Origin of the sequence: Nitrospira sp. (assembly GCA_030653545.1) — a bacterium.
In the GTDB taxonomy this organism is placed as follows: Bacteria; Nitrospirota; Nitrospiria; order Nitrospirales; family Nitrospiraceae; genus Nitrospira_D.
The window spans coordinates 404645-428586 of the sequence record JAURZE010000022.1; the positions used below are offsets into that span (position 1 = coordinate 404645).

Genomic DNA, 23942 nt, shown 5'->3' on the forward strand with positions numbered 1-23942 from the left:
GGCCTTACTCCTCTTGTTTCACGGCGCTGAGCATCAATTCATTGCCCGCCCATCGCCAGAAGGGCAACAACCCTTGCTCCAGCCGATGGAGCCCGCGCGCCATCGGGCCGGCATCGCTGGGCCGTAAATTCCCCCGTGCATGTCCCTGGCGCCGGATGAGCAGGCTCTTTTCGTAATTCACCTGCGAGAGGAACGGACGTGTCAACATCCGCTCGACACGAAATCCCGCCCGCTCCACACAAGCTTTCAAGGTCTCGGGTGTAAAGAGCCATAGATGCCGTGGCGGCTCGAGCGCCATCCAGTGATCTGCGAAGAGCCGGCTCATCAGGCCAGAAAAATTCGGTGTTGTCAGGACCAATCGTCCTCCGTCCTGCAACACCCGATGACACTCGCGCAAATGACTGATCGGATCAGGAACATGCTCGATCGCATGCACCATCGTAGTCACCGCCATACTGCGATCCGCCACACCAACCGACTCCAAGGTTCCCACCTTCACCGGGACCCCGTAGCTCTCCCGCGCAATCCGTGCAGCCTGCGGAGAGAGATCGATACCCAGCACCTTCCATCCCAACGCTTTCATCGCCGACAGATAGCCGCCTGCCCCGCATCCGATATCCAGCAACGTCCCGCCCTCGACAAAGGGAGGACACAGCTCATCGCGGCCATACCGCGCCCGATCTTGTAGAGCAGGCACATGACCGAGCACCCGCCCGGTCACCGGAGCCCACCACTCCTGCCGCTTGAACTGGGTATAGCCAAAGACCTCGCTCAAAATCATGGCCCGCAGGGCATCGCGCATTCCGGCCGCCGGCCGAATCAGGTCTGCGCCCTGCGTGGCCCCCTCGTGGGGTTCGTAATCGTCCGGATAACACTTCGGAATGTCCTCCATGATCGGTCTCGGACTCTGCCAGACCAATCCACAGGCGGCGCAGCGGGCAAAGCCGAATTCGCCTTCGACGGAATAGAGCCGGTCATGCAACCCCTGAAACAGTGTCTCACCGGGTGCACCGCACAAGACGCACTGGCTAACAATCTCCGTCGTTAGTGCCGGCATACCACCGCCTCGGCCAGCACCTCAGCCCGCATGTTCGTCGGATAGTGAAAGGCTTCCTGCCCCACAGCCAGTCGTACCCGTTTCGCCAATTCCACACTCCACCACTGCAAAGAGCGACGCCCCCCCAAGACTTTCCCGAGCCCCCCGATGAGAACGAGCGCGGAATTTAAGGTCAATACCAGCCACAAGACTCCGGCGCTGAGAAGTCCTGCATGCTTGCGGTAGTACCGGATCAGTCCGATCAAGCTATCGGCCACGCCCTGGTCCGGCATGGCTCCGACTCCCCCGGCTCCGCCGTGATGCATCACCTCGGCTTCCGGCAAGAGAAACAGGCGATGCCCTGCGTCCCGCAACCGTCGGCACAAATCCACGTCGTTGTAGAAAATAGGAAACCGCTCGTCGAAGAGCGTCTCGGTCTCAATCGTTGACCGGCGCAGCATCAAGCAGGCGGCCGGCGGCTGTTCGACTTCCGTTACCACATCGAAAGGTTCGTCCAGCATGTAGAAGTCGCGCATCCACCGGTTGCGCGGGGCCACATTCCTGAGCAGCGTTTCGGACCACAAGACGTATGACCATCGCGGCAACCGCTTGTGATACCGCTGCAGCGTGCCATCCGGATTGCGCAACACCGCCGTCGCACCGGCTCGCCGAGGATCTGCATCGAGAAAATGCACCAGCTGTTTCACCGCACCGCTCCGCAGTTCCGTATCGGGGTTCAACAGCAGCACATAACGGCCCTGCGCGCGTTCAAACGCTTGATTGTTGGCTCTGGCGAAGCCGGCATTCTCCTGATTGCGCAGGAGTTCGACCGATGGACACTTGGCTGCAACCAATTCAGCGCTCCCATCGGTAGACCCGTTCTCGACCACCAGCACCTGCGCCGCGAGGCCAGCGACACCCGTCTCAATGGAAGCCAGACAGCGCTCCAGGAGCGACCGCGTATTCCAATTCACGATGATAATCGAGACATCTATCGGGCCTTTGGCATCAACCCTGGTCATCATCTTATGAGCCCCACAGCATGCGCAGGCGGAGAGACTCGCGTGACCACACGTGCCAGCCATAGACACTGATCCCGGCCAGACCACACAACGCGCCCAGCCACTGCGCGATCCACATCGACGGCACGGCCTGACTCAGGGCCACCCCGCTCCCCACCAGAGCCACCAGGCCGCCGGCCCATCGCAACGGTTCAAACGCCGATACAACTTCCACGCCCAGGATTTCCACCGTGGCCTTAAGATGCAGGCCGAGCCCCACGAGAAATGTCAGAGCCAAGGCCCACGCGGCTCCTGCCAGCCCCCAGGCAATCGTGAAGGGAATCACCATCGGAACGTAACAGGCACACATCACCGCCCAAATCTTTGTTTGGAGGTCCGGTCGGTTCACGCCACAATGGAAGGCCGCCATGACGCTGCAAAAGGCCGCCGCAATCGTAAACAGGCACAACACCCGTAACGGCTCGATCGCCGCCGACCAGGATGGGCCGAACACAAACGGAACCAGATACGGAGCCAAAATCGCCACGGCCATCGCACTCGGCACGACGATCATGCCGGTCAGGCTCATTTGCAGGCTCAGAGCCCGCAACGCTCCGGCACGGTCTTTCTGCATGAGCGCGTAGGTCGGTAGACTGATCTGAGAAATCACACTCATCGCCCGGATCCCGATCATGGTCGGGATCGCCATCGCCAACTGATATTGGCCGAGGCCTCCGACCCCCTGTAATCGGCCTACGACAAAATCTCCCCCGCTCATCACGGTAAACAGAAACCACGCCGTGACGTTCTGATACCGGCCGTAACTCCAGAGACTCTGCAAGGCCGTGCGATCCAGCGACCAACGGATGCGGCAGGGCGCAATCCGGAAGGAGAGGAGCGATCCAAAGAGAAACGCAACCAACTGGCCCCCCAGCAACGCCCAGGCACTCTGCCACCACCAGGCCAATCCAATCGTGACGGCTGACTCGACCAGGCGACGACTGAGATCGAACGACACCCGCCGCCGGAGATCCAGCTGTTTGAGCAGAACGAACAACGCGGGACTGTGCAGCGACTGTAAGAGGACGCCCACTGCATGGACCCGAAGAAAGAAGCCCAATTCTGGAATCCGCAGGCTGCCGGCAATGACGTCCGCCAGTCCCCAGAGACCGACGGTCAGGACAACCCCTCGAATCACCGACAAGGTCCAGGCTACGCGCAGATCGGCGTCGGTCACATTCGGCTTGGCGATCACCGCCGGCTCAAGCCCTAACTCCGAGAACGTCTGAATCGCCAGCAGCACCGCCGCAGAAGCCGCCATCAATCCAAAGTCACCAGGCAACAGCAACCGCGTCAGGACGATGAGTTGGAGAAACCCCATCCCTTTCTCAAGGACAAACCCGGCCATGGCCCACCCGCCGGCTTCCAAAACCCGATGACGAATGCGCACCGCATCGGGGACAACCGTCTCAGATTCGCCCGAAGTGACCGGCTCATGATTTGATGACATCGGCATCAGGCACACACCCGTTCACGCAGTGGTTCAACAGGACACACCCCTAAGACTCGCTCCAATTCGACCGCTCTCGCCTCCCAGGTATGGGCACCCACGACAGCGCGACGACCGGATTGTCCCATCTTGCTTGCCGCCGACGGATTTTGGATCAGATCGCACAGTCCTTTCGCCAGGGCACGCACATCGTCAGCTTTCACCGATACACCAGCGCCCAGCGCTTCCACGAGATCGCCGTAGCCTTCTCCTGCCGTCGCCACCACCGGTCTCGCACAAGCCAGATATTCCCAGAGCTTCATGGAATCGCCCGGATAGAAGCGAACAGGACGATGGAGCACGACGCAGAGATCACTCGCTCCGATCCACCAGGACACGTCGTCAAATGGCACGCGCCCGACGAACGACACGGCCTCCTCCAGTCCCTGTCGGCGCACCAACGCTTCCAGTACCGGCTTCGTCTGGCCATCACCGACCAATAGCAGCATGGCGTCCGGGTGTTCGAGACGGACCAGCGCCATCGCCTCCACGAGCGTATCCAGCCCATGCCACGGAAAGAAGCCTCCGACAAATCCGATGTACGGACGATCCTGGCTCAGGCCCAGGCGACGGCGGGACTCCGCCTTGTCGCGCGGGACACAGACTAAAGGATCTACTCCGTTTCGAATCACGCGGCACCGGGCCGGCTCGACTCCCCATTCGCGCTGCATCCATTGCGGGATCTCCCGACAGACGCTGACAACGGCCTGCGCCTGCTGTGCCGACACACGCAACGCCCGTTGCACCAGACCGCGGATCGGAGCCCAGCCCCATAGGCCGGTCAATTCTTCCGCCGGCAATCCATTCACAAACAGCACATAGGGACACCGCATCACCCGGGCGCACCAGAGGGGAGCAATCTGGCCCGGCGAGTCGAACCAGAGAAGGATCTCCGGCTTCTCTCGCCACATCGCCAGACACAGAGCGACCGCCGAGGCCACGAGATACAGCAATGGTCGAAGCAGAGGAAGCCGGAGCACCCACACCCAGACCGGGTGCGCATCACCTAACCGAATCGCCTTCTCCGTTCCAGCCTGGGGTTTCGGAGCGACGACACGCACCGCATGCCCTCGAGCTGCCAGGGAGCGCACAAACTCCACCACCTGACGGCTTCCGCCACCGGCGACCCCCAACTCCTCATCGCAATAGACCAGAATATTCATGTCACCCTAGGAAACAGCTCTAAGCGATGGCGACTCGCGCCTGACCGTCATCGCCACAGGGTTGGCCGCAGACCGTTGCCAGAAGGCCCCGGTCCAGTCGATGAGCTGAATCGGGTCGGTAATGCCCTGTGCCTGACGAAAATCTTCAATCGCCGCACGACAGGTCGGTAACCCATAATCATCGACAATCACATATCCGCCGACCGAGACCTTGGAATACAGGGCGACTAACGCCTCCATCGTGGACTCATACAAATCTCCGTCGAGTCGCAACACGGCTATTCTTTCCACCGGCGCCCTCGGCAGCGTGTCGCGAAACCATCCCGGCAAGAATGCCACCTGCTCGTCCAGAAGTCCGTAGCGCGAAAAGTTCGCCTTCACCTGTTCCAGCGGAATGGCCAACTCGGAGTACTTCCAGAGCGTGTCACCCGCATCGACCGGATAACGAGTCGGATCCGGTGGCGGCAAACCTCGGAATGAATCGGCCAGCCAGACTTTCCGCGACGTATCGCCGTAGGCTTTGAGAATGGCGCGCATAAAGATCGAGGAGCCGCCCCGCCAGACCCCGGTTTCAATAAGGTCGCCGGCAACACCGTTTCGAATGATGGATGTGACGCACTGTTGAAGATTCTCCAGCCGCTTGAGGCCCACCATCGTCTCTGCTTCCAGCGGCCAGTCTCGTCCTTCCTGACGGGCATCGGTTCGATCCGGCTCGACGTGGACCAGCTCCATCTGTGCCTGCCGGGCAAGATGCTGCAGCGGTTTCAGGATAAGCCCCCGCCATCCGTTAATAGACGCGGCAATCGGCCGGTATTTTTCCCGCCAGAGCATTCTGGTCAGACATTGCTTCATCAGGTGCAGATATAACTCCTGGGGCGTCGTACCACTGACTGGTTCCGGCATAAGCTGATTCATGCTCTCTCACCTGCATTGTTAATAAGCGCTCGCTGTTGACTCTGTTGGTGGGGGACCATCTTCTCGACGAGGTCGCGGAGCCTCTGTACGATTGCCTCCCATCCACATCGTGCTTCGACAAAGGTACGGCCATCCTGGCCCAACCGCTGGGACTCCTTGGGCCTGTCGAGCAATGCGAATACGGCGTCAGCCAGAACCTCAGCGCGATTCGGCTCGACCAGGACAACGCCATTCGACAGGGCAAACAACGCGGCAACTGAGGGGATCGCGCTCGCCACCACGGGTTTTCCGCAGGCCAGATAGTCGAATATTTTGACCGGCGAGGTCTCTCCCCGCCCCCCGCAGAACGGTGCCACACACACATCCATCGCACCAATGCACGTGGGAACGCGCGAATAAGGAACTCGGCCGGTCCAGGTGATCCAACCAGTAAGGCCTCGCTGAGCAGCCTGCTCGCGAAGGGCCGCGGCTTCCTCGCCGTCCCCTACCATCAAGAGCCGCACAGCCGGACGTCTCGCATGCAGCCGTTCAAACGCCTCCAGCAATGTTCCTAATCCCTGATACCGATAGAAGCTCCCGACAAACCCGATATACTCACAGGCCGGATCCAACCCCGCCTCTTGCACACAGCGGTTTTTCTCCATTGGATGGAACAACGACGTATCCGTCCCGCTCGGGAACAGCGCCACGCGATCAGCCAGCACCCCGTACTCCGTTTGCACGAGTCGGCTCAATCCTTCCGTCAACACGACCACGCGATCACAACGTCGCAGCGCAAACGAAGCCAGCGCGTGCGTCAAGCGGCCTCGCCATCCAGCGACGCCCCACGGTGGAACCGGCTCTCCGTTTATTTCACAAATACAGACTGCACCATAGATCCGTGCAAGCAGGAGCGGATGAAGACTTTCCATCCAACGGTAGTAGACCACCGTCGGCCGCTTGCGGAAGCCTCGCCAGAGCCCCGAGATGAATGCCCCTACTGCGTAGCTGATCGGACGAATGACCGATCCCGGCAGCATGGGAATCGGCACCACCTGCGATCGCCTCGGCATCAACGCCGACCGATACCTCGGAGCAAACACGGTGACCTCGTCGCCGACGGACACTAACGCATCGGCTACCGCCCAGACCCGCACCAACCCAACCGGGTCGGTCGGCGCATCCGGTTCATGCCAATAACAACAGATCCACCAGTTCATACGAGCCTCGCTTCACCGGCGACCGGCTCTTCGGCCTTCGAGAGCCGCGGCAGAATCATCACCAGCCCCGCGCACAACCAGAACGGCTCCATGATTCGTATGATGATAAAGGTGTTCGCCCCCACGGCATGGGCCAGCATCGCAATAAGGCCGAGCCAGACGCCTAAGGCCAATCCTTTCGCAAACGGATCCTCCTCCGATGCATAAATCATTCGAGTGCTCAGCCATAGCCGTACGGTAATCACAATGAACGCAAGGAGGCCGGCTAGACCGGTCTCACCGATAATCTTGACGTACTGCGCGTCAGCCCAGGCATAGCCGGTAATCCCTCGGCCAAGGATCGGATTATGGACCCAATCCTGCAGCACATAGGCCCAAGACCGAAGACGTTCCGATGTCGACAAATCCAATCCGACTTTCCCGACTTGAATCTCGCCGCCGTACTGGCGGCCGAAGAAGGTTTCGTTGATGCGAGTCTTCACATTGTCGGGAGCAAAGAGCGGCAGGAGTGCCATGGCGAGCAACAGCAGGACCACGACCCGCGGTTTTCTCCACTGAGACGCTCCGACGGCCACGATCAATACCGCTCCGGCCAGATACGAAGAGCGTGAGAGTGTGGCCATCAAGGCCAGCACCCCGCATCCGCCCAAAACCAACAGCGCGATACGGATCGGACCCGTTTTCATGTGAATCAATAATCCCGTCACAATAGCGAGGAGAAACACGAGGTAGCCGCCCAGCGTATTGGGCTCGCCGACTTCGCCCTCAAACGGCGCGGTCGCCCGTTGCCCGCTCGGAATCTGGTAAATCGCATAGAGGCTGATCATGAAGCCGGTGATGAGCAGTGCGGTCACCAATCCGACAACCTGCTGTTTGGAGGTCACATGATTCACCACCATGAAATATACGAAGAAATATTCGAAATACTTCAACACGAAGAAGAACCCGGTGACCGGTTGTACCCGACCGGCCATCACCCCCATGAGCGTCGCCACCACGCAGACGATCATATACGCCGCGATGGGGCGATTCAGCGGCGTCTCGCGGAACAAGGCCAACTCTCGATAGACCGCCATCTTGACCAGCCAGCCGAATCCGATGATGACTAGAAATACATCGTCCAGTCTGAAAGACAATTCGCGAACCCCGACGCCCCGCCCCTCGACTCGGCCAACGGCGATTTCCGGCGAGAGGAGCATGGAAAAGATGAGCAGATACAGCGCGGCCGGCACCGACGTAAAAGCGATGACGACGATAAAGAAGCCTAAGGTGGCCTGCAATCCGACGATCGGAGTGGTCAGCGTCAAGCCAAGCGCGAGGATCACGGCTAATGCCGTGACGACGATTACATCGTTCGGTTTAACAGCGGCGTAATACACAGAATCCGGACTCCCATCTCGCTCACCGATATTCGTAACGGTACAGCCCGTACTCAGGAGTCACTTCCGACTTCACATTGGTGAGCACCACCCCCATGATGTTCGCCTGTGCATGATCCAACAGGAACTTGGCGCGTTTCAGTGCATTCCGTCCGATTCTCCCGACTTGATACACGAGAATCGTGCCATCGACGCGCGAGCTGAAGGCGACCGCATCCGTAACCGGCAGGATCGGAGGCGTATCGAAGAGCACCATGTCATAATCCTGCTGCATTTCATCAACCAGCAGTTTGATCTTATTCAGGTTCAAGAATTCATTCGGGTTGCCCGACTCAGATCCGCTCGTCAGGACATGCAGATTATCCAGTCCGGGCGTATTCATCATCCGGTCTGCGCCGATGGGCCCTAACATCAGATCCGAGGCCGACCGCACGTAGGATCGCCACGACGTGGTTCCGATCAAGGCATCGACCAATCCCGGTTCGCGATCCAGGCCCAACCGCTGATGGACGATGGGCTTCCGAAGATCTGCGTCGACCAGCAGTACTCGCTGTCCTTCCTGCGCCATGGTGATCGCCAGATTGATGACCGACGTACTTTTCCCTTCGCCGAGTCCTGCGCTCGTAAAGAGTATCGACTTCACTTTTCGATCCATGCTGGCGAACTGAATATTCGTGCGGAGCGACCGGAGACTCTCCGACAGCACCGATTTGGGATCGACCAGGCAGATCAACCGCGACAAACTTTCCACAGTGGCCGGTGGCGTCGAGGCAGGCAGCGCCGCCTTCGCCTGCTCCACCAATTCACGATGATCGAATTGCGGAATAATTCCCAGCACAGGAACCTTGAGAAATTCCTCTACCCCTTCGATGGTGCCGATCGATGTATCGAACGATTCCCGGGCAAACGCCAGCACCACCCCCATAAACAGCCCCATCAGCGAACTGACCATGATGTTCAAGAGCATATTGGAAGCGTTGACTGCCGCTATCGGCGTAATCGCTGGTGCGATGATGGTCACTTCCTCGATCTGTCCTGCGCTCTTGATCAAGAGTTCCTGATGTTTGACTTTCAGCGATTCGAGAAGGTCCGCGTTGACCTTCACGTCGCGCTCCAGCCGGCTCATCTGAATGGCGGCTTTGGGAAACGCCATGTACCGTTCCCGATACAGGCGAATCTGTTGGCCCAGAGCAATGCCCCGCTCATCCAGGGTTTTTTGCTTCGAGCGTAACTCCCGCACCATTTCAGCCTTCACACCCGCAATCTTCTGCGAGAGCTCTTTCACCACCGGATGACTCTCCGTATAGTTAATCAACAAGGCCGTTCGCTCCTGCCCGAGATCCAGGAGGCGCTGATTCAGCGCCGTCAATTGCGCGTACTGCTCTTCGGTAAAGATACGAATATTGTCCTGCTCCAGTGTGCCGTCATTCCGGCTCAAGACCGCGATCTGCCGTTCCGCCTCGCCCCGGTTGCGCACAACGGTATTGTGCTGATCTTCCAGCTTCGTGAAGGTCTCCAGCGCGGCTTTCGCCTCGTCGGTGAGAAAGACCTGGCCTTCCCGCTCCTTGAAGCGTCGCAGCGCTTCCTCAGCCTCGGCCAGCTGTCTCTCCAGCTCACGAAGCTGGTCCTCCACAAATCGTCGAGACTCTGTGACCAACCGGTTCCTGGCCGCGATATTTTCCTGGCGATAGGACTCCGCGACGAGATTGGCCATCTGTTCGGCCATGCGCGCCTCGCCCGCCGTAGCGGTGATTCTGATGATGTTTGTATCGCCTTCCCGTTGCGTCTTGATCTGCTGGCCGAAGTCATAAATCAGATTCAAATGTTCTGCAGACCGCTTCTGCTCCGGCGTCAGATCGGATGGCACCACGCCCAACTGCATCGCCACCCGCTCCATGACGGGGAAACTCCGGATAAACTCGGACTGCGTAATCAGATCGTTGGCGTTGGAGAAAGACATCGACTCCAAGAGCTGTTGCACCACGGTCGTCGACCGGTCAAATTTCACTCGCGACGACGCTTCATACACAGGCGGCGGTTGCAGCAGCTGGGAAAAGAGCACCGTAAATCCCACGACCAGCGCGGCCGCAAGCATGATGAGGTACTTGCGCTTTTTGATGATCAGCCAGTAATCGATTACATTCAGCTCATATTGTGCCATCGGACCGTCGTCTCCTTGCTATCGAATCGTGGCGGTGGGAAAGAACGCCGGAATCAAGAATGCCGGATAGAATGGGGCAATCGCCATTTGTACGATCGGCATAATCTTCTTGGCGGCCTCCGAGGCATCGCCCAAGTGTTCTCGCGGAACAAAGATCACGTCATTTTCTTCAAGCGCGACGTTTCTCGACAGATCGCCATACGTAAAGGTTCTGGCCAGATCCGCCGTTACGATGACAGGACGATCCAGTCCGCCACGTACAATACGGATTTCTTCCAGCAGCGCCGTTTCGTTATAATTCTCCACGGCCGCCAGGGCCTGCAGCACTGTCATGCTTCTCGGCATCGGCACGGCTCCCGGTTTCCGAACATCGCCAAACACAAACACCCGCTTAATCTTGAGCGACTTCTTCCTGAGCACAACCTGGACTCTGGGATTCCGCATATACGGAATGACCTGCTCTTGAATCCTCCCCTCGGCCTGCTGGGCCGTCAGCCCGCTCACCATCACTTCCAAGAACGAGGCTCCAATCAGTCCATTTTCCCGGACGACACTCGTAAATTTCTCTTCACCCGCCCCGCGGCGAATGACGATGTCGAGCGTGTCGCCGGGCTCAATCGGCGTCTCCGCCGTGGGTACGGCCTCGTCCGCGTAGACATCGCCCTTCGGCATCGGGGGCAGCGGTTGCGCCGCAGGACTGATGGCCGAAGGCGGCAGAGATGATTGTCCGGGATTCCGGCAACCCGGCAAGAGCTGAAGTCCTACCGCAAGAGCGAGAAGGGTCCACCCGATCGATGTCTGATTGCGAATGCTCATGGCTCCTCCTAATTCCTCCTACGCGGCACGCGTCTCGGGCAACACTTCGACAATATGCATGGACGTTTCGTGACAGAGATCCACTGCCTCTGATTCCCTATTCGTCTGCCCCTCACGATTGCGCTGAACCAGCAAGATCGGCCTGAGGGGATAGCGGGGATTTACCTTCGACACAATGCCGACATGACCATCGTTCAATCGCACCGATGTCCCGATCGGATAAAGCGAGAGCTGATCCACCAACGTCTTGATAAGGCGGGGCTGGAAGGCCTGTTTGTGCTGGACCAACAGCGAGCGCAGCGCCTGATGCGGGGCAACCCGTGCGTGATAGGGCCGCGGACTCATCATGGCGTCGAGCACATCGGCCAGTCCGATGATTTGCGCAACTTCGGTAATCGCTCCGCCCTTCAGCCGACAGGGGTACCCACTGCCATCCCATCGCTCATGCTCTTGAGCGATGGCGGTTGCCAGCCAATCAAAAGGCTCGCCCATCTCGGCCACCATACGGCGCCCTTGCTCGGGATGCGCATGAATGCCGGACCACTCATCCGCACTCAACGAACCGGGCTTCTCGACGATCTCTTGAGGCAGCAGCCACATGCCTAGATCGTGCAGCAGCCCCGCCATGGCCAATCGTTGCAGTGCCGCAGAGTCATAGTTGAGTCCCTGGCCGATCTTCACACTGAGAATAGCGACATGAATTGCGTTCGCCACCTGATAGGCCTTCACATTCTCCTGCATCATGCGCAGAATCAAGTCATCGCTCGTCGCGAGCACCTCGACGAGCGCTTCGGCCAGTCTGAAGCACCGCTCGGTCGTCATCCCGCGGTTTCCACGAAGATCCTCTCCGATCGCAGCCATGTCCTTGTGCGCACGCCCATACCAATCAACACGGGCATCGGCCTCTCTAAGCGGCACCACGTTCTCCCCCAAAGACTTCTTCGTCTCGGATAGCGGGCTTGGCAAGCTTGACCGTCGACCGGTAAGGCCCTCGTGAGGGTCCGGGATTTGGTCGCGCACTAAATCTGAAAGCCGCATGTCGTCGTTCCTCGCGAGCGTGACAGGCTAGGACGATTTGCCGGATGGTCGTCGACTATTGGCCACCAGCTTCAATTCAGGTTTTTTCAACTCACGTTCTAACATCGCCCGAATAAAGCCGCTGGTCGTATAGCCTTGCGATTTCAAGGCATCCAGTTGTTCCTTCAGTTCAAGCGGCAGTTGAATGACAATACGAACAAGATTAGCCATGATGGTCATACTCCTCAGGTCATAGGTTCCCAGAGCATGGGATGTGTGCACATGCTATGCCTTGCTAGCATTATGACAATAGTGAGGAAACTCGCGGACTTGTGATGGGATACCCCAGCATTATGGACAAGAATGGACATAAACAACCATTCCTACGCCATCAATGTACGGAATTGGCTAAGACCCAATCTGAGCAGGAGTGGAGGAACCATGTAGGTGGAACAGCTTATTTTCTAGAACTCATGCGCCTGCGTCCACACTCGATGCCAGTTGCGCCACTCGCAATCCCAGAGACACTCTCGCGGTATCACCGGTTGCAACACGAGATCGCGCATTCTCCGCACCTGGATGCCAGAGGTCGAGAGCCGGCCTGTCACGATGATCGCCCCGTCTCGATCTGTTCTGACCACTTCACTCTCAATGGCTGAATAGGCTTCAACCACGTCAGGAACAGGATGCCCGTATGAATTATGCCGCCCGACCGAAAATACGGCGTAGCGCGGTCGAGCCAGCGCAATCCATTCGCGATCCAACGAACTGCGTGCTCCGTGATGGGGAACCTTAAGCACGGTCACCGGGCTTTGTCCCATGACTGTCAGCCGGTGGAGCCCGTCTGTTTCGATATCAGCGGCAAACAAAACACTCTGATAACCGCAGATCAGTTGCGCGACCACAGACTCATTATTGAGGAATGTCCCGCTAAGACTCTGGATGGAGCCTCCATTGTCGCGCGGCCTGATCGGATTCAGCACCGTAAGTCGGCAGGACTCTCCCCGAACCACTTCATCCCCGCGTGTCGCAACATAGGCTTGCACGTTCCGCTCTGCCACAGCCTGGCGCAACTCTCTGAAGAGCGGCTCGGATCGCTCAATGCCCGTATGCCAGAACGCTCCCACATCAAGGTGGCGAATAATCCAGGGAAGCCCGCCGACATGATCCAGTTGCGGATGCGTGGCAATCACATGGTCCAGCCGGCGAATCCCCTGATTCAGCAGAAAGGGACCTATCACACCGCGCCCCATATCGAACCGCTCAAACCGTCTTCCCCCATCAATGAGCACGGTCTTCCCATCTGGAACTTGAATCAGCGCACTGTCTCCCTGCCCAACATCCAGAAAAGTGACGCGCCAGCGATTCCCGTCTGCGATCGGAGTCCCAGACAGGATCCACCCACCTAACGCCATCCCCACGAGCGCCGTCCCGATGGCCCGGTGATACGACAACCGTATCGTACCCACTATGAGGGGAAGGCCTAGATAAAACACGGCCATACCCCAAAGAGGAGGTGCGGACACACGCCAGTCGCTCCCTGGGAGCGTCGCACACCAATGCAAGGCATTTACGATCCACTCCAGTAAACGCTCTTGGATAAACGCAAGCGGGAGGTCTCCGGAAACATTCACAAGCGTCACCAGTGCGGACAGCAGACCGAACGGAACAAGGATCATTCCCGTGAATGGAACGGCGACCAGGTTGGTCGCCAGGCCCAGCCAGGGCACCTGATTGAAATACCAGGCCACTAGCGGGGTCGTCACCAGTGTCACCGCGGCCCCCAGGATAACCGCCTCTCGAACGTGACGACCCCACACTTTCCACTTCGTGCCGGGTTGTTCTTCAGTATTATCCTGGCAAGACGGAGAGGCCACGATCCAGATGATTGCCAGGACTGATAGAAACGACAGTTGAAACGAGATATCTCCAATCGCGCGCGGATCGTGCAAGAGAATCAAGCACGCCGCCCCAGCCAGGGCATGCAAGAGATGGCGCTCCGAACCGATCCAAATAGTAGCCAGCCCCAAGCAAATCATGACCCAGGCCCGCATGGTCGCGAGTTCCGCGCCCGCAAGCAGAGCGTAGAACGTCACGATCAGCCAGGTGCAGAGGATGGCCACACGAGTCGGCGTGGCAAATCTCGACATTCCCAAAAGCATTAAGGCAGGCAGAACGGTGAGGGCTCGACGGATCGTCCCAAACACCACCACCGCGATCAGGCCTAAATGCGACCCCGAGATTGACAACAGGTGAATGGTCCCCGTGGTCATGAACCATTCTTGCAAATCCTCCTGGACATACCCCCGCTCTCCGATCACGATCCCCAGAAACAGACCGCAGGTCGGCTGGGGTAACGATTGGAGCGCTTTCTCTCGAATGACCCCTCGCCAACGATCGATGTGCCCCCAACCTCTCCACCACCAGTTCGGCTCAGTTGCCAACGGAAGCAGGTGAACGGCTTCAGGCCCTGTGACGGTCCCCACGGCTTCGATGTTTTGCCGTTCAACATAGGCGGCATAGTCGAATCCTCTGGGATTGAGAGATCCCGTCGGAACGCGCAACCTCGCTCGAAACACAATCTGATCGCCCGCCCGTACGGCCTCCCCAGGGTCTCGCCAGGTCAGCTTAATCCGGCCCGTAAGCGGTACTCCCTCAGAGCCTGACATGATTTCAACCAACATCGTCTGGCGAGATGGCCCATGCTGCACGAGGCCGACAACTCTCCCCGTATACTCCAAGCTTGAAACCGACAAGAGATCATCACGGGCAGAGTCAGCGATCGGCGGCGTCATCGCTGTCCAATAGACCACTCCCAGACAGAGGACCGCAGACCACATGAAGCTTTTAGGCTGGTCGATGGCTCCGGCTCGTTCAAGAGCCGAAAGAATCAACATGAATACAAGTAAAACGAAGAGTAGAGCGATGGGAAAGAATGGAAGGAACGAACCGAGCACAAGCCCGGTGAGAAAGGCGACACAAAGGGATGGCAGCATGAGCCTTCCCGGCAACGGAACGGCTACTACGTGAGGTGCGTACGCACAAGGCGCGCGAGATCCTCGGCAACTTCTTTGATCACGCTATCCCGCTCACCTTCGACCATAATCCGGAGAAGCGGTTCTGTCCCGGAGTAGCGGACCAGAACACGACCGCTCCCGTTCAACCGGCGTTCACTCTCGCGAATCGCACGGTCAAGCTCTGGCACTGACTCCAATTTTGGCTTCTGCTTGACCTTAATATTGAGCAGAATTTGCGGAACAGCGGACATGGCCTGAGCCAATTCGGAAAGCGGTTTCCCCGTCCGCTTCATCAACGAGATCATCTGGAGCGCGGAGATGAGACCATCGCCCGTCGTATTGTGGTCCAGAAAGATGAAGTGTCCGGATTGCTCGCCGCCGAAGTTATAACCTTCAGCAAGCATACGTTCGAGAAGATAGCGATCACCCACGGGAGTCCGAAGCAACGTGACGCCCGCTTTGGCCATGCAGAGCTCAAGCCCGAAGTTACTCATGACCGTTCCGACCAGGGTTTGCTTGGCGAGGAGTCCATTCTGATGCAAGTCCAGCCCCAATGCCGCCATGACATGATCGCCGTCGACAATGGTTCCCTGCTCACACACAAAGATCGCTCGATCGGCATCCCCGTCAAGCGCAATCCCGATGTCCGCCTTATGACGACGCACGGCTTCCTGCAGTTGCCCTGGATGCACCGCCCCGCATCCGGCATTGATATTCATGCCGTTGGGCTCGCACCCGATCACCTCGACCTTCGCCCCAAGTTCTCGCAACACCTTCGGCGCCAACTTGTAGGCCGCGCCGTTGGCGCAATCGACCACTAACTTGATTCCCTGAAAGTCCAGCTCGCGCGGCAAGGAGCGCTTGGCAAATTCAATGTAGCGTCCCTCCGCATCATCGATACGAAACGCCTTTCCGATTAAATCCGCGGTGGGGCGGAGATGACTGATCTCGTTTGATACGATCAAGTCCTCAATGCGTGCTTCCATTTCGTCCGGCAATTTAAAGCCATCATTCGAGAAAAACTTAATGCCGTTGTCTTGATACGCATTGTGCGACGCCGATATCACGACCCCCGCATCCGCACGAAGACTCCTGGTTAAAAACGCAATGGCCGGCGTCGGCATCGGTCCCACCAGCAACACATCCACACCCATGGAACAGATGCCGGCGGTGAGCGCGGATTCCAGCATGTAGCCAGAGATGCGCGTATCCTTCCCGATCACGATCTGATGGCGTCCCGCGCGGCGCATAAACAAATGCGCGGCCGCGCGCCCGAGTTGCATCGCCATTTCGCTCGTCATGGGCTCCAGATTGGCAACCCCGCGAATCCCATCCGTCCCGAATAGTTTACGCATAATCTTCCTGTTTCGAGGTAAGAGACGCCGCACGTATCGCTGCGGCAACCATCACGACATCCTTCATGCTCGCCACATCATGCACTCGAATAATCGAGGCGCCACGATCCACTGCCAGCGCGACAGCCGCAGCCGTTCCCCATTCCCGATCCTGCACCGGGCGATCCAGAATTTTCCCCAGAAAGGCTTTTCGCGACACCCCTGCCAGCACAGGACAGCCCAATTGGTCGAATGAGGACAAATGGTTCAACAATTCCAAGTTATGTATCAGCAGCTTACCAAAACCAAACCCCGGATCAAGCACGATCTGGCTTTTCGCAATCCCGGCGCGCTCCGCAGCGGCGATTCGCTCGACAAAAAAACTACCTACATCGTTGACTACGCTATCATACCTAGGAGCTTCCTGCATGGTCATCGGCATGCCCTGCATATGCGTCATCACAACTCCGGCGCCAGACTGCGCCACCACGGCGGCCATGTCAGGGTCGAAACGCAGGGCCGTCACGTCGTTGATGATTGAGGCACCCGCGTCAAGCGCTTCCCGGGCCACCCGGGACTTCATCGTATCCACAGAAATCGGCACGGCCGTCCGCTTCATCACCTCATGTAAGACCGGCAGTAAACGATCCATCTCCTCCTGCTCACCGACTGGCATGGCCCCAGGCCTCGTCGATTCTGCGCCCAGATCGAGAATATCCGCGCCCTGTGCGACGAGTGCCATCGCCCGTTCGACAGCCTGATCCACCGTCACATAGCGTCCCCCGTCGGAAAAGGAGTCCGGAGTGACATTCACGATACCCATCAGGAGCGGACAGTCCAGGATTGGAATCAGCCGGCTCTTGGCAAATACGGTATAGCTTTTCACCAAAGTCCTCCGGACATACACCGTTCTCACAACGCTGAGCCTGATAGATATCAGAGGCCAGCGCTCCGACCGCGATAAAAGAATAGACCGCAATCGGTTGTCGCGTCTATCGGCGTCTATAGAATGACTGATGCCGCGCTTCCGGTGCCCAAACTGGAAGCGCGGCAGAAATTTGGAGCAGACTAGGCAGGTACGGTCTGAGAGGATGACTGCAACAGAATCGCATCGATTTCCGGTGCATCGAGTACTTCTTTTTCAAGCAACGCTTCAGCCAGGGCCTTCAAGCTGACCATGTTCTCAGTCAGAATCCGCTTGGCACGGTCATAATTCTCCGTCACAAGACGTCGGACCTCAAGATCAATATCCAGTGCAACTTGATCGCTAAAATCCCGCTTCGTGGCGATTTCACGACCCAGGAAAATCTCTTCTTCTTTCCGTCCGAACGTCAGCGGACCTAGCTTTTCGCTCATTCCCCACTCACAGACCATCTTTCTCGCCAGATCCGTCGCCCGTTCAATATCGTTCCCAGCCCCGGTCGTGACATGGTGGAGCACCAACTCTTCAGCGACTCGTCCTCCCATCAAGATGGCGAGGTTGTTGTACAGGAAGTCCTTTGAGTAATTGTGCCGGTCATCGGTCGGCAACTGCATCGTGACGCCCAACGCGCGTCCGCGCGGGATGATGGTGACCTTGTGAACAGGATCCGTTCCTGGCAGGAGCTTGGCCATCAACGCATGGCCCGCCTCATGATAGGCCGTCGTGCGCTTTTCTTCATCGGTAAGCATCATGCTCTTCCGTTCGGCCCCCATGAGGACCTTGTCTTTGGCCATTTCAAAATCAACGACCTCGACTTCTTTTTTATTCTGACGGGCAGCCCAGAGCGCAGCCTCGTTCACCAGATTTTCCAGATCCGCTCCGGAGAAACCGGGTGTCCCACGAGCAATCTTTTCCAATTCGACGTTGGCCGCTACCGGCACCTTCTTCGTGTGCACCTTCAAAATTTCAGAACGGCCTCTCAAATCAGGCCGATTCACCACGACCTGCCGATCGAACCGGCCAGGCCGCAACAACGCCGGATCCAGCACGTCAGGCCGGTTCGTGGCGGCAATCAAAATCACGCCTTCCGTCGTATCGAAGCCGTCCATCTCAACCAGCAATTGATTGAGCGTCTGCTCCCGTTCATCGTGCCCGCCGCCTAAACCCGCGCCACGCAACCGTCCTACCGCATCGATTTCATCGATAAAAATAATACAGGGCGCGTGTTTTTTCCCCTGCTCGAATAAGTCGCGCACGCGTGAGGCACCGACCCCCACGAACATTTCAACGAAATCAGAACCGCTGATGCTGAAGAACGGCACTCCGGCTTCGCCGGCAATCGCCTTGGCAAGCAACGTCTTGCCGGTTCCCGGAGGACCAACGATCAGAACGCCTTTGGGAATCCTGCCACCAAGCTTTTGGAACTTGCGCGGATCCCTCAAAAACTCGATGATTTCAAGAACTTCTTCTTTCGCCTCTTCAATCCCCGCCACATCTGAAAACGTGACCTTCTTGCGGTCTTCCGTCAACATCCGCGCTCGACTCTTCCCGAACGACAAGGCTTTATTGCCCCCGACTTGCATCTGCCGCATCAGGAAAAACCAGAGCCCGAGGAACAGAATGAACGGCCCCCAAGTCACCAAGAAGGTAATGTACCAAGGACTCTCTTCCGGTGGCTTGACCTCGATCTGCACATCCTTCTCGCGCAAGACCTTCACCAGGTCCGGATAATCCGGCGAAAAAGTCCGGATCCGCGTCTTGTCTTTCAAGACCGAACTGATGTGATTCCCCTTGATGATGGCCTTTTCGACGTCGCCTTTTTCAATCTTGGCCATGAAGTCGCTAAATATCACATCTTCTTCAGGCGCGTGAGTCGGCACGCTGAACAGATTGAACAGCAAAATCATAAACAAGCCGACAACCACCCAAAAGAGCAGGTTCTTCACCCTGGAATTCATCCAGATCTCCTTCGTGGGAACGTTAAATCAGAGGAAGATACGTCACATGACACCACTGAATGTGGGTGATGTTAACACAGGGTCGACAAAAGTGACAACATCAAGTCCAAAGCTTACGCCTCTTCATCCGCGAGATCCAAGACGGCCAGATACGGCAAATTTCGATATTGCTGCTGATAGTCCAGTCCATACCCGACCACATAATGATCGGGAATCTTGAAGCCCTCGTAATCGACCTGCACCGTGACTTGCCGCCGGTCCGGCTTGCTCAACAGCGTACAGACCTTCAGCGACTTCGGCTTCTTCTTCGCGAAGGTTTTCAGCAAGTACTGAACGGTCAACCCCGAATCAACGATGTCCTCGACCAACAGGACATCCTTGCCCTTAATCGGTTCCGTAAGGTCGGTGACGAGCTTCACCTTCCCCGACGTTTTGGTCTTGCCACCGTAACTGGATACTACGATAAAGTCGATGTGAATCGGAATCCGGATGGCGCGAGCCAGGTCCGCGTAAAAGGCATACGCTCCCTTGAGCACCCCCACGAGTACCAAATCTTTGCCTGCATAGTCGGCGCTAATCTGCTTGCCCAATTCCCGGATGCGGGTTCGCATCTGTTCCTGCGTCACAATCGGCCGGCCAAACACACGCTCCATGCTACTGCGCTCCCTTCGTGACTGACACCTTCTCAAGACTGATGGCCAAATATCGGCGCGTGTGGGCGCTCACTTGAAACCGCCCATCCGGCCGAAATCCCAACACACCTACAATTCCTTGAGGGGAATCCAAGATCGGAATTCGTCTCCGTTGCGCCGCAGGGACCTTGAGATCCACAAAGTAATCCTGCAACTTCTTGGATCGTCCCTTCATGCCCGCCGGGGCAAATCGATCCCCGGGTCTCCAGGTTCGAATGTGCAGCGGATACGACAACAGATCCGCATCGACGATCATCACCCATCCCTGGGAAGCGGACAATTGATGGGCCGCTTCACGAGACCCTTCTTGTACTCGAATTCGTTGTCCCGTTCCAGTCCATTCGATGACGGAAGGGATCTGCACCGAGCGCCGTTCGAGTCCCGCCTTAGACTCCTGCGGGAGAGCAACCGCTTGAGCCGGCTGCATGAGCAGCGCGTTCTCAGTCACCCGAATGTGCACACCCCCGACAAAGTGCGTAGCCCCTCCTCGATGTGACGAGAGCAGCCGCCGCACGGCCTCAACCGTCGCGAGACTCGAGGCCCGCCGAATCGGATGCATCCGGCGAAACACCTCGCGCAAAACCCTCCGTTGCAGGGCCAGCGGTTGCGCCTGAAGACGAAGCCGGTCGATGGAATATCCCTCGGCACCATCCGGCTGAACCAGCGAGGCGCATACCATGATCGTCTGGTCTTCCAGATACCGATCGTCCTCACGGCACAAATCACCCATCCGGCAAAGCGCATCGACGGCCCCAGGTACAATCTGATTGAGTACGGGAAGCAACTGATGACGAATACGGTTACGCGCGTAGATCAGCTTCGCATTACTGGAATCCTGTCGATACGCTTGCCCCATCGCGCCAAGAAATTCCAGCACCTCCCGGCGCCTAACCTCATACAGCGGGCGAACAATCATCCCATCGCGTTGAACCGGCATACCCGCCAGACCCGTGAGTCCGGCTCCACGCAACATCCAAAGCACAATCGTTTCCGCCTGATCATCCGCTGTATGGCCGACGACCATGCGATCCGCACCGACCTCTTCGGCCAGCTTGGCCATGGCACGGTACCGTACGTCGCGCGCCTGGACCTGAAGAGAAATTTGCGGCGGGCGAGTCCGAACGTCCAGCGGCACGCAGCGAAGCGGCACCTGAAGCGCCTCGCACAGCGACATCACAAACGCCTGATCCTCATCGGACTCGCGTCCACGAAGGCCGTAATTGAAATGGACCGCCGTCAGCCGCAATCGCCAACGGGGGACCAGCCGATGGAGGAGCGTCAACAGCGCTACGGAGTCCGGGCCGCCAGACACCGCTACGAGCAGGTGGTGCCCCGGCTCAAACAACCCGCGCGCCCGCACCGTCTTGACGACCCGGTGCAGCAACGGAGGCCAGGCTCTCCGCGAGACGCGTTGTTCGACCATTGCCATACCCGCCATCATCCTGCCGACAGCGCACTGCGATGCTCTTGTAAAATCGCTTTGGCTCGCTCCACATCGATCGCAATTTGACGGCTCAGATCAGCGCCGCTGGGGAACTTGGTGTCGCCGCGCAGCCGCTGAAGAAACCGCACCTCGATCGACTCTCCGTACAGATCCTGCCGCTCATTCAATAAATGGACTTCCATCAGCCGCTCGCCGGCATCAAACGTCGGCCGGGACCCGATATACGCAACGGAATCGAACCGCTGCTGATTCCAAATCGTCACCGTCGCATACACTCCGTTCGGCGGAATCACCCGCTCAACCGGCAATCGCAGATTGGCCGTCGGCCAGCCCAACTCCTGCCCCCGCTGAGCACCCGGCATGACGACTCCCTGCATCGCATACTGGCGTCCCAGCAACCGGGCCGCGAGATCGACCTGCCCCTCTTGCACTAATTTACGCACACGCGTGGAACTGACGATGCCGCCGTCGGCAATCACCGGCGAGACAGGATTCACGGAAAATCCGAATCGTTTCCCCATCACCGTCAACGAGGCGACATTGCCCGTACGCCCCTTGCCGAAGACAAAATGCTGCCCGACAAAAATCTGCCGCAGGTGCAACCCGCGATACAAGACCAGCTCCGTGAAGGTTTCCGGCGAGAGACTCGCGAACGCCGGATCGAACTCCAGGACAATGACTTCATCGATGCCCGCATCCTCGAAACGTTGCAACTTTTCTTCAGGGCTTGTGAGAAACTTCAAATCCACATGAGGAGCAAGAATCTTGACCGGATGGGGATCGAACGTCAGCACAAGCGCCGTGCCCTCCATCCGACGCGCGGTCTCTACGACCGTCTGCAGCAGCGAGCGATGGCCGAGATGATGCCCGTCAAAATTGCCGACCGTGGCCACCGGGTAGGGCCGCCCTTCGCCGCCTGAGTATCCGCGCGTCACCTTCATGCGGGTATCAATGGAGCTGCCGGACGGCATCCTTCGCGAAGTAGGTCAAGATGAGATCGGCCCCGGCCCGCCGGATCGAGAGCAGCGATTCCATCATGGCGCGCGTTTCATCCAGCCAGCCGGCGCGCCCCGCCGCTTTGATCATGCTGTACTCACCACTGACTTGGTACGCCGCGATGGGAAGCAAGGTCCGCGCGCGAGCCTGGGCGATAATATCCAGATAGGGCATGGCCGGTTTGACCATCACGATATCCGCCCCTTCCTCCACGTCCGAATCGATTTCGCGCAGCGCTTCCCGTCCGTTGGCCGGATCCATCTGATACGACTGGCGATCGCCAAACTGCGGGCTCGAATACGCGGCATCCCGAAACGGGGCATAGAAACAAGACGAGAACTTTGCGGCATACGCCATGATCGGCAGTTCGGGGAAACCCGCCTGATCGAGCTCCGCACGAATCGAAGCCACCCGTCCATCCATCATATCGGAAGGGGCCACCATATCGGCGCCGGCTTCAGCATGCGTGCGGGCCATCGTGCGCAAACACTCCAGCGTTTCATCATTGAGAATTTTGCCGTTTTTCACAATACCGCAATGGCCATGATCAGTGTATTCATCGATACAGACATCCGTAATGACAGCCAGCCCAGGCACTTGATCCTTCACCGCCTTAATCGCCCGCTGCACGATCCCGTTAGGCTCGTACCCTGATGTCCCCCGGTCATCTTTTTTCGCAGGAATACCGAACAGGATAATTGCGGGAATGCCAAGAGACTTGACCTCCGCCGCCTCTTTCACCAATAGATCGACCGACAGACGGAACTGGCCGGGCATCGACCCGATCTCCTCACGCCGGCCCTGCCCCTCGACGACGAACAAGGGGTAGATGAAATCCGCCGGAGACAGCACGGTTTCCCGCACCATCCGCCGAAACGAGTCCTGTTGCCGGAGCCGCCGTAACCGCTGGATCGGAAACGCCATACAATCCTACTTCCTTGGCAAATTCGTCAGAAAGACCACCAAATCACGAACAGAAATCACACCGACCAACTTCCCCTCGCGCGTCACGCCCAGGTGGCGCACATGCGCCTGAGCCATCAGGTCGTTGGCATCCAGCAGTGTCTTGCTCTCCTCGATCGTCATGATCGGAGCCGACATGATCTGTTCCACCGTTGCCTTAGTCGCATCCGACCCCGACGCCACCACCCGGCGCATCATGTCCGTGTCGGTCACGATACCGATAATCTCTTTGTCGTTGGTAATGAACAAGCTGCCGATCCCGCGATCACGCATAATCCGCGCCGCCGTCTGGGCGTCGGTATCACGGGCCACGGTGACAAATTTCTCTCGAGGAATCATGAACGATTTCACAGGAACCATTGGATACTCCTCCCTTTTGC

20 protein-coding genes are annotated in these 23942 nt (G+C 58.1%); all 20 read right to left on the reverse strand.

Features of this window, described 5'->3' with window-relative positions; genetic code table 11:
* Positions 1-4 precede the first annotated feature (4 nt).
* The 20 genes from Q7U39_08725 to Q7U39_08820 all read right to left on the reverse strand — a co-directional run bounded on the left by Q7U39_08725 (position 5) and on the right by Q7U39_08820 (position 23922).
* On the reverse strand, positions 5-1057 hold the full coding sequence (locus tag Q7U39_08725) for a class I SAM-dependent methyltransferase (protein MDO9118027.1): 1053 nt from the start codon (positions 1055-1057) through the stop codon (positions 5-7).
* On the reverse strand, positions 1045-2061 hold the full coding sequence (locus Q7U39_08730; protein MDO9118028.1) for a glycosyltransferase family 2 protein: 1017 nt from the start codon (positions 2059-2061) through the stop codon (positions 1045-1047). The genes Q7U39_08725 and Q7U39_08730 overlap by 13 nt, the downstream gene beginning before the upstream one ends.
* 1 nt (position 2062) lies before the next feature.
* Positions 2063-3553: an oligosaccharide flippase family protein gene (locus Q7U39_08735; protein ID MDO9118029.1), complete on the reverse strand. Its 1491-nt coding sequence runs from the start codon at positions 3551-3553 to the stop codon at positions 2063-2065.
* Positions 3553-4749 (reverse strand): glycosyltransferase family 4 protein, encoded by a 1197-nt coding sequence (locus tag Q7U39_08740; protein MDO9118030.1) that lies wholly within the window; start codon positions 4747-4749, stop codon positions 3553-3555. The genes Q7U39_08735 and Q7U39_08740 overlap by 1 nt, the downstream gene beginning before the upstream one ends.
* A gap of 6 nt (positions 4750-4755) precedes the next feature.
* Complete coding sequence (locus Q7U39_08745) at positions 4756-5664, reverse strand: TylF/MycF family methyltransferase (protein ID MDO9118031.1); 909 nt, start codon at positions 5662-5664, stop codon at positions 4756-4758.
* Positions 5661-6863 carry a glycosyltransferase family 4 protein gene (locus tag Q7U39_08750; protein ID MDO9118032.1) on the reverse strand — a complete coding sequence of 401 codons (1203 nt, stop codon included), beginning with the start codon at positions 6861-6863 and terminating at the stop codon, positions 5661-5663. The genes Q7U39_08745 and Q7U39_08750 overlap by 4 nt, the downstream gene beginning before the upstream one ends.
* On the reverse strand, positions 6860-8242 hold the full coding sequence (locus Q7U39_08755; GenBank protein MDO9118033.1) for an O-antigen ligase family protein: 1383 nt from the start codon (positions 8240-8242) through the stop codon (positions 6860-6862). The genes Q7U39_08750 and Q7U39_08755 overlap by 4 nt, the downstream gene beginning before the upstream one ends.
* Before the next feature lie 22 nt (positions 8243-8264).
* Entirely contained in the window at positions 8265-10403 is a 2139-nt protein-coding gene (locus Q7U39_08760; protein MDO9118034.1) for a polysaccharide biosynthesis tyrosine autokinase, read from the reverse strand.
* A gap of 18 nt (positions 10404-10421) precedes the next feature.
* Positions 10422-11219, reverse strand: coding sequence for a polysaccharide biosynthesis/export family protein (locus tag Q7U39_08765; GenBank protein ID MDO9118035.1), 798 nt, complete (start codon positions 11217-11219; stop codon positions 10422-10424).
* An 18-nt stretch (positions 11220-11237) separates the two neighbouring features.
* Positions 11238-12137: an HD domain-containing protein gene (locus tag Q7U39_08770; GenBank protein ID MDO9118036.1), complete on the reverse strand. Its 900-nt coding sequence runs from the start codon at positions 12135-12137 to the stop codon at positions 11238-11240.
* A 147-nt stretch (positions 12138-12284) separates the two neighbouring features.
* Positions 12285-12467 carry a hypothetical protein gene (locus tag Q7U39_08775; protein ID MDO9118037.1) on the reverse strand — a complete coding sequence of 61 codons (183 nt, stop codon included), beginning with the start codon at positions 12465-12467 and terminating at the stop codon, positions 12285-12287.
* Between the two features lie 233 nt (positions 12468-12700).
* Positions 12701-15232: a DNA internalization-related competence protein ComEC/Rec2 gene (locus Q7U39_08780; protein ID MDO9118038.1), complete on the reverse strand. Its 2532-nt coding sequence runs from the start codon at positions 15230-15232 to the stop codon at positions 12701-12703.
* 26 nt (positions 15233-15258) lie between these two features.
* Positions 15259-16608: a phosphoglucosamine mutase gene (gene glmM / locus Q7U39_08785; GenBank protein MDO9118039.1), complete on the reverse strand. Its 1350-nt coding sequence runs from the start codon at positions 16606-16608 to the stop codon at positions 15259-15261.
* Positions 16601-17473, reverse strand: a complete 873-nt coding sequence (folP, locus tag Q7U39_08790) for a dihydropteroate synthase (protein MDO9118040.1) — start codon at positions 17471-17473, stop codon at positions 16601-16603. Before folP ends, glmM begins: the two co-directional genes overlap by 8 nt.
* A 182-nt stretch (positions 17474-17655) precedes the next feature.
* Positions 17656-19467, reverse strand: coding sequence for an ATP-dependent zinc metalloprotease FtsH (gene ftsH / locus Q7U39_08795; GenBank protein MDO9118041.1), 1812 nt, complete (start codon positions 19465-19467; stop codon positions 17656-17658).
* 113 nt (positions 19468-19580) lie between these two features.
* Positions 19581-20120, reverse strand: a complete 540-nt coding sequence (gene hpt, locus Q7U39_08800; protein ID MDO9118042.1) for a hypoxanthine phosphoribosyltransferase — start codon at positions 20118-20120, stop codon at positions 19581-19583.
* A gap of 1 nt (position 20121) precedes the next feature.
* Positions 20122-21588 carry a tRNA lysidine(34) synthetase TilS gene (tilS, locus tag Q7U39_08805; GenBank protein ID MDO9118043.1) on the reverse strand — a complete coding sequence of 489 codons (1467 nt, stop codon included), beginning with the start codon at positions 21586-21588 and terminating at the stop codon, positions 20122-20124.
* An 8-nt stretch (positions 21589-21596) separates the two neighbouring features.
* The gene (locus Q7U39_08810; protein MDO9118044.1) at positions 21597-22544 is read right to left on the reverse strand and encodes a bifunctional riboflavin kinase/FAD synthetase; all 948 of its coding nucleotides are present in this window, start codon (positions 22542-22544) and stop codon (positions 21597-21599) included.
* A gap of 7 nt (positions 22545-22551) precedes the next feature.
* Positions 22552-23523, reverse strand: coding sequence for a porphobilinogen synthase (hemB, locus tag Q7U39_08815; protein MDO9118045.1), 972 nt, complete (start codon positions 23521-23523; stop codon positions 22552-22554).
* A gap of 6 nt (positions 23524-23529) precedes the next feature.
* Positions 23530-23922 carry a CBS domain-containing protein gene (locus Q7U39_08820; GenBank protein ID MDO9118046.1) on the reverse strand — a complete coding sequence of 131 codons (393 nt, stop codon included), beginning with the start codon at positions 23920-23922 and terminating at the stop codon, positions 23530-23532.
* Positions 23923-23942 lie beyond the last annotated feature (20 nt).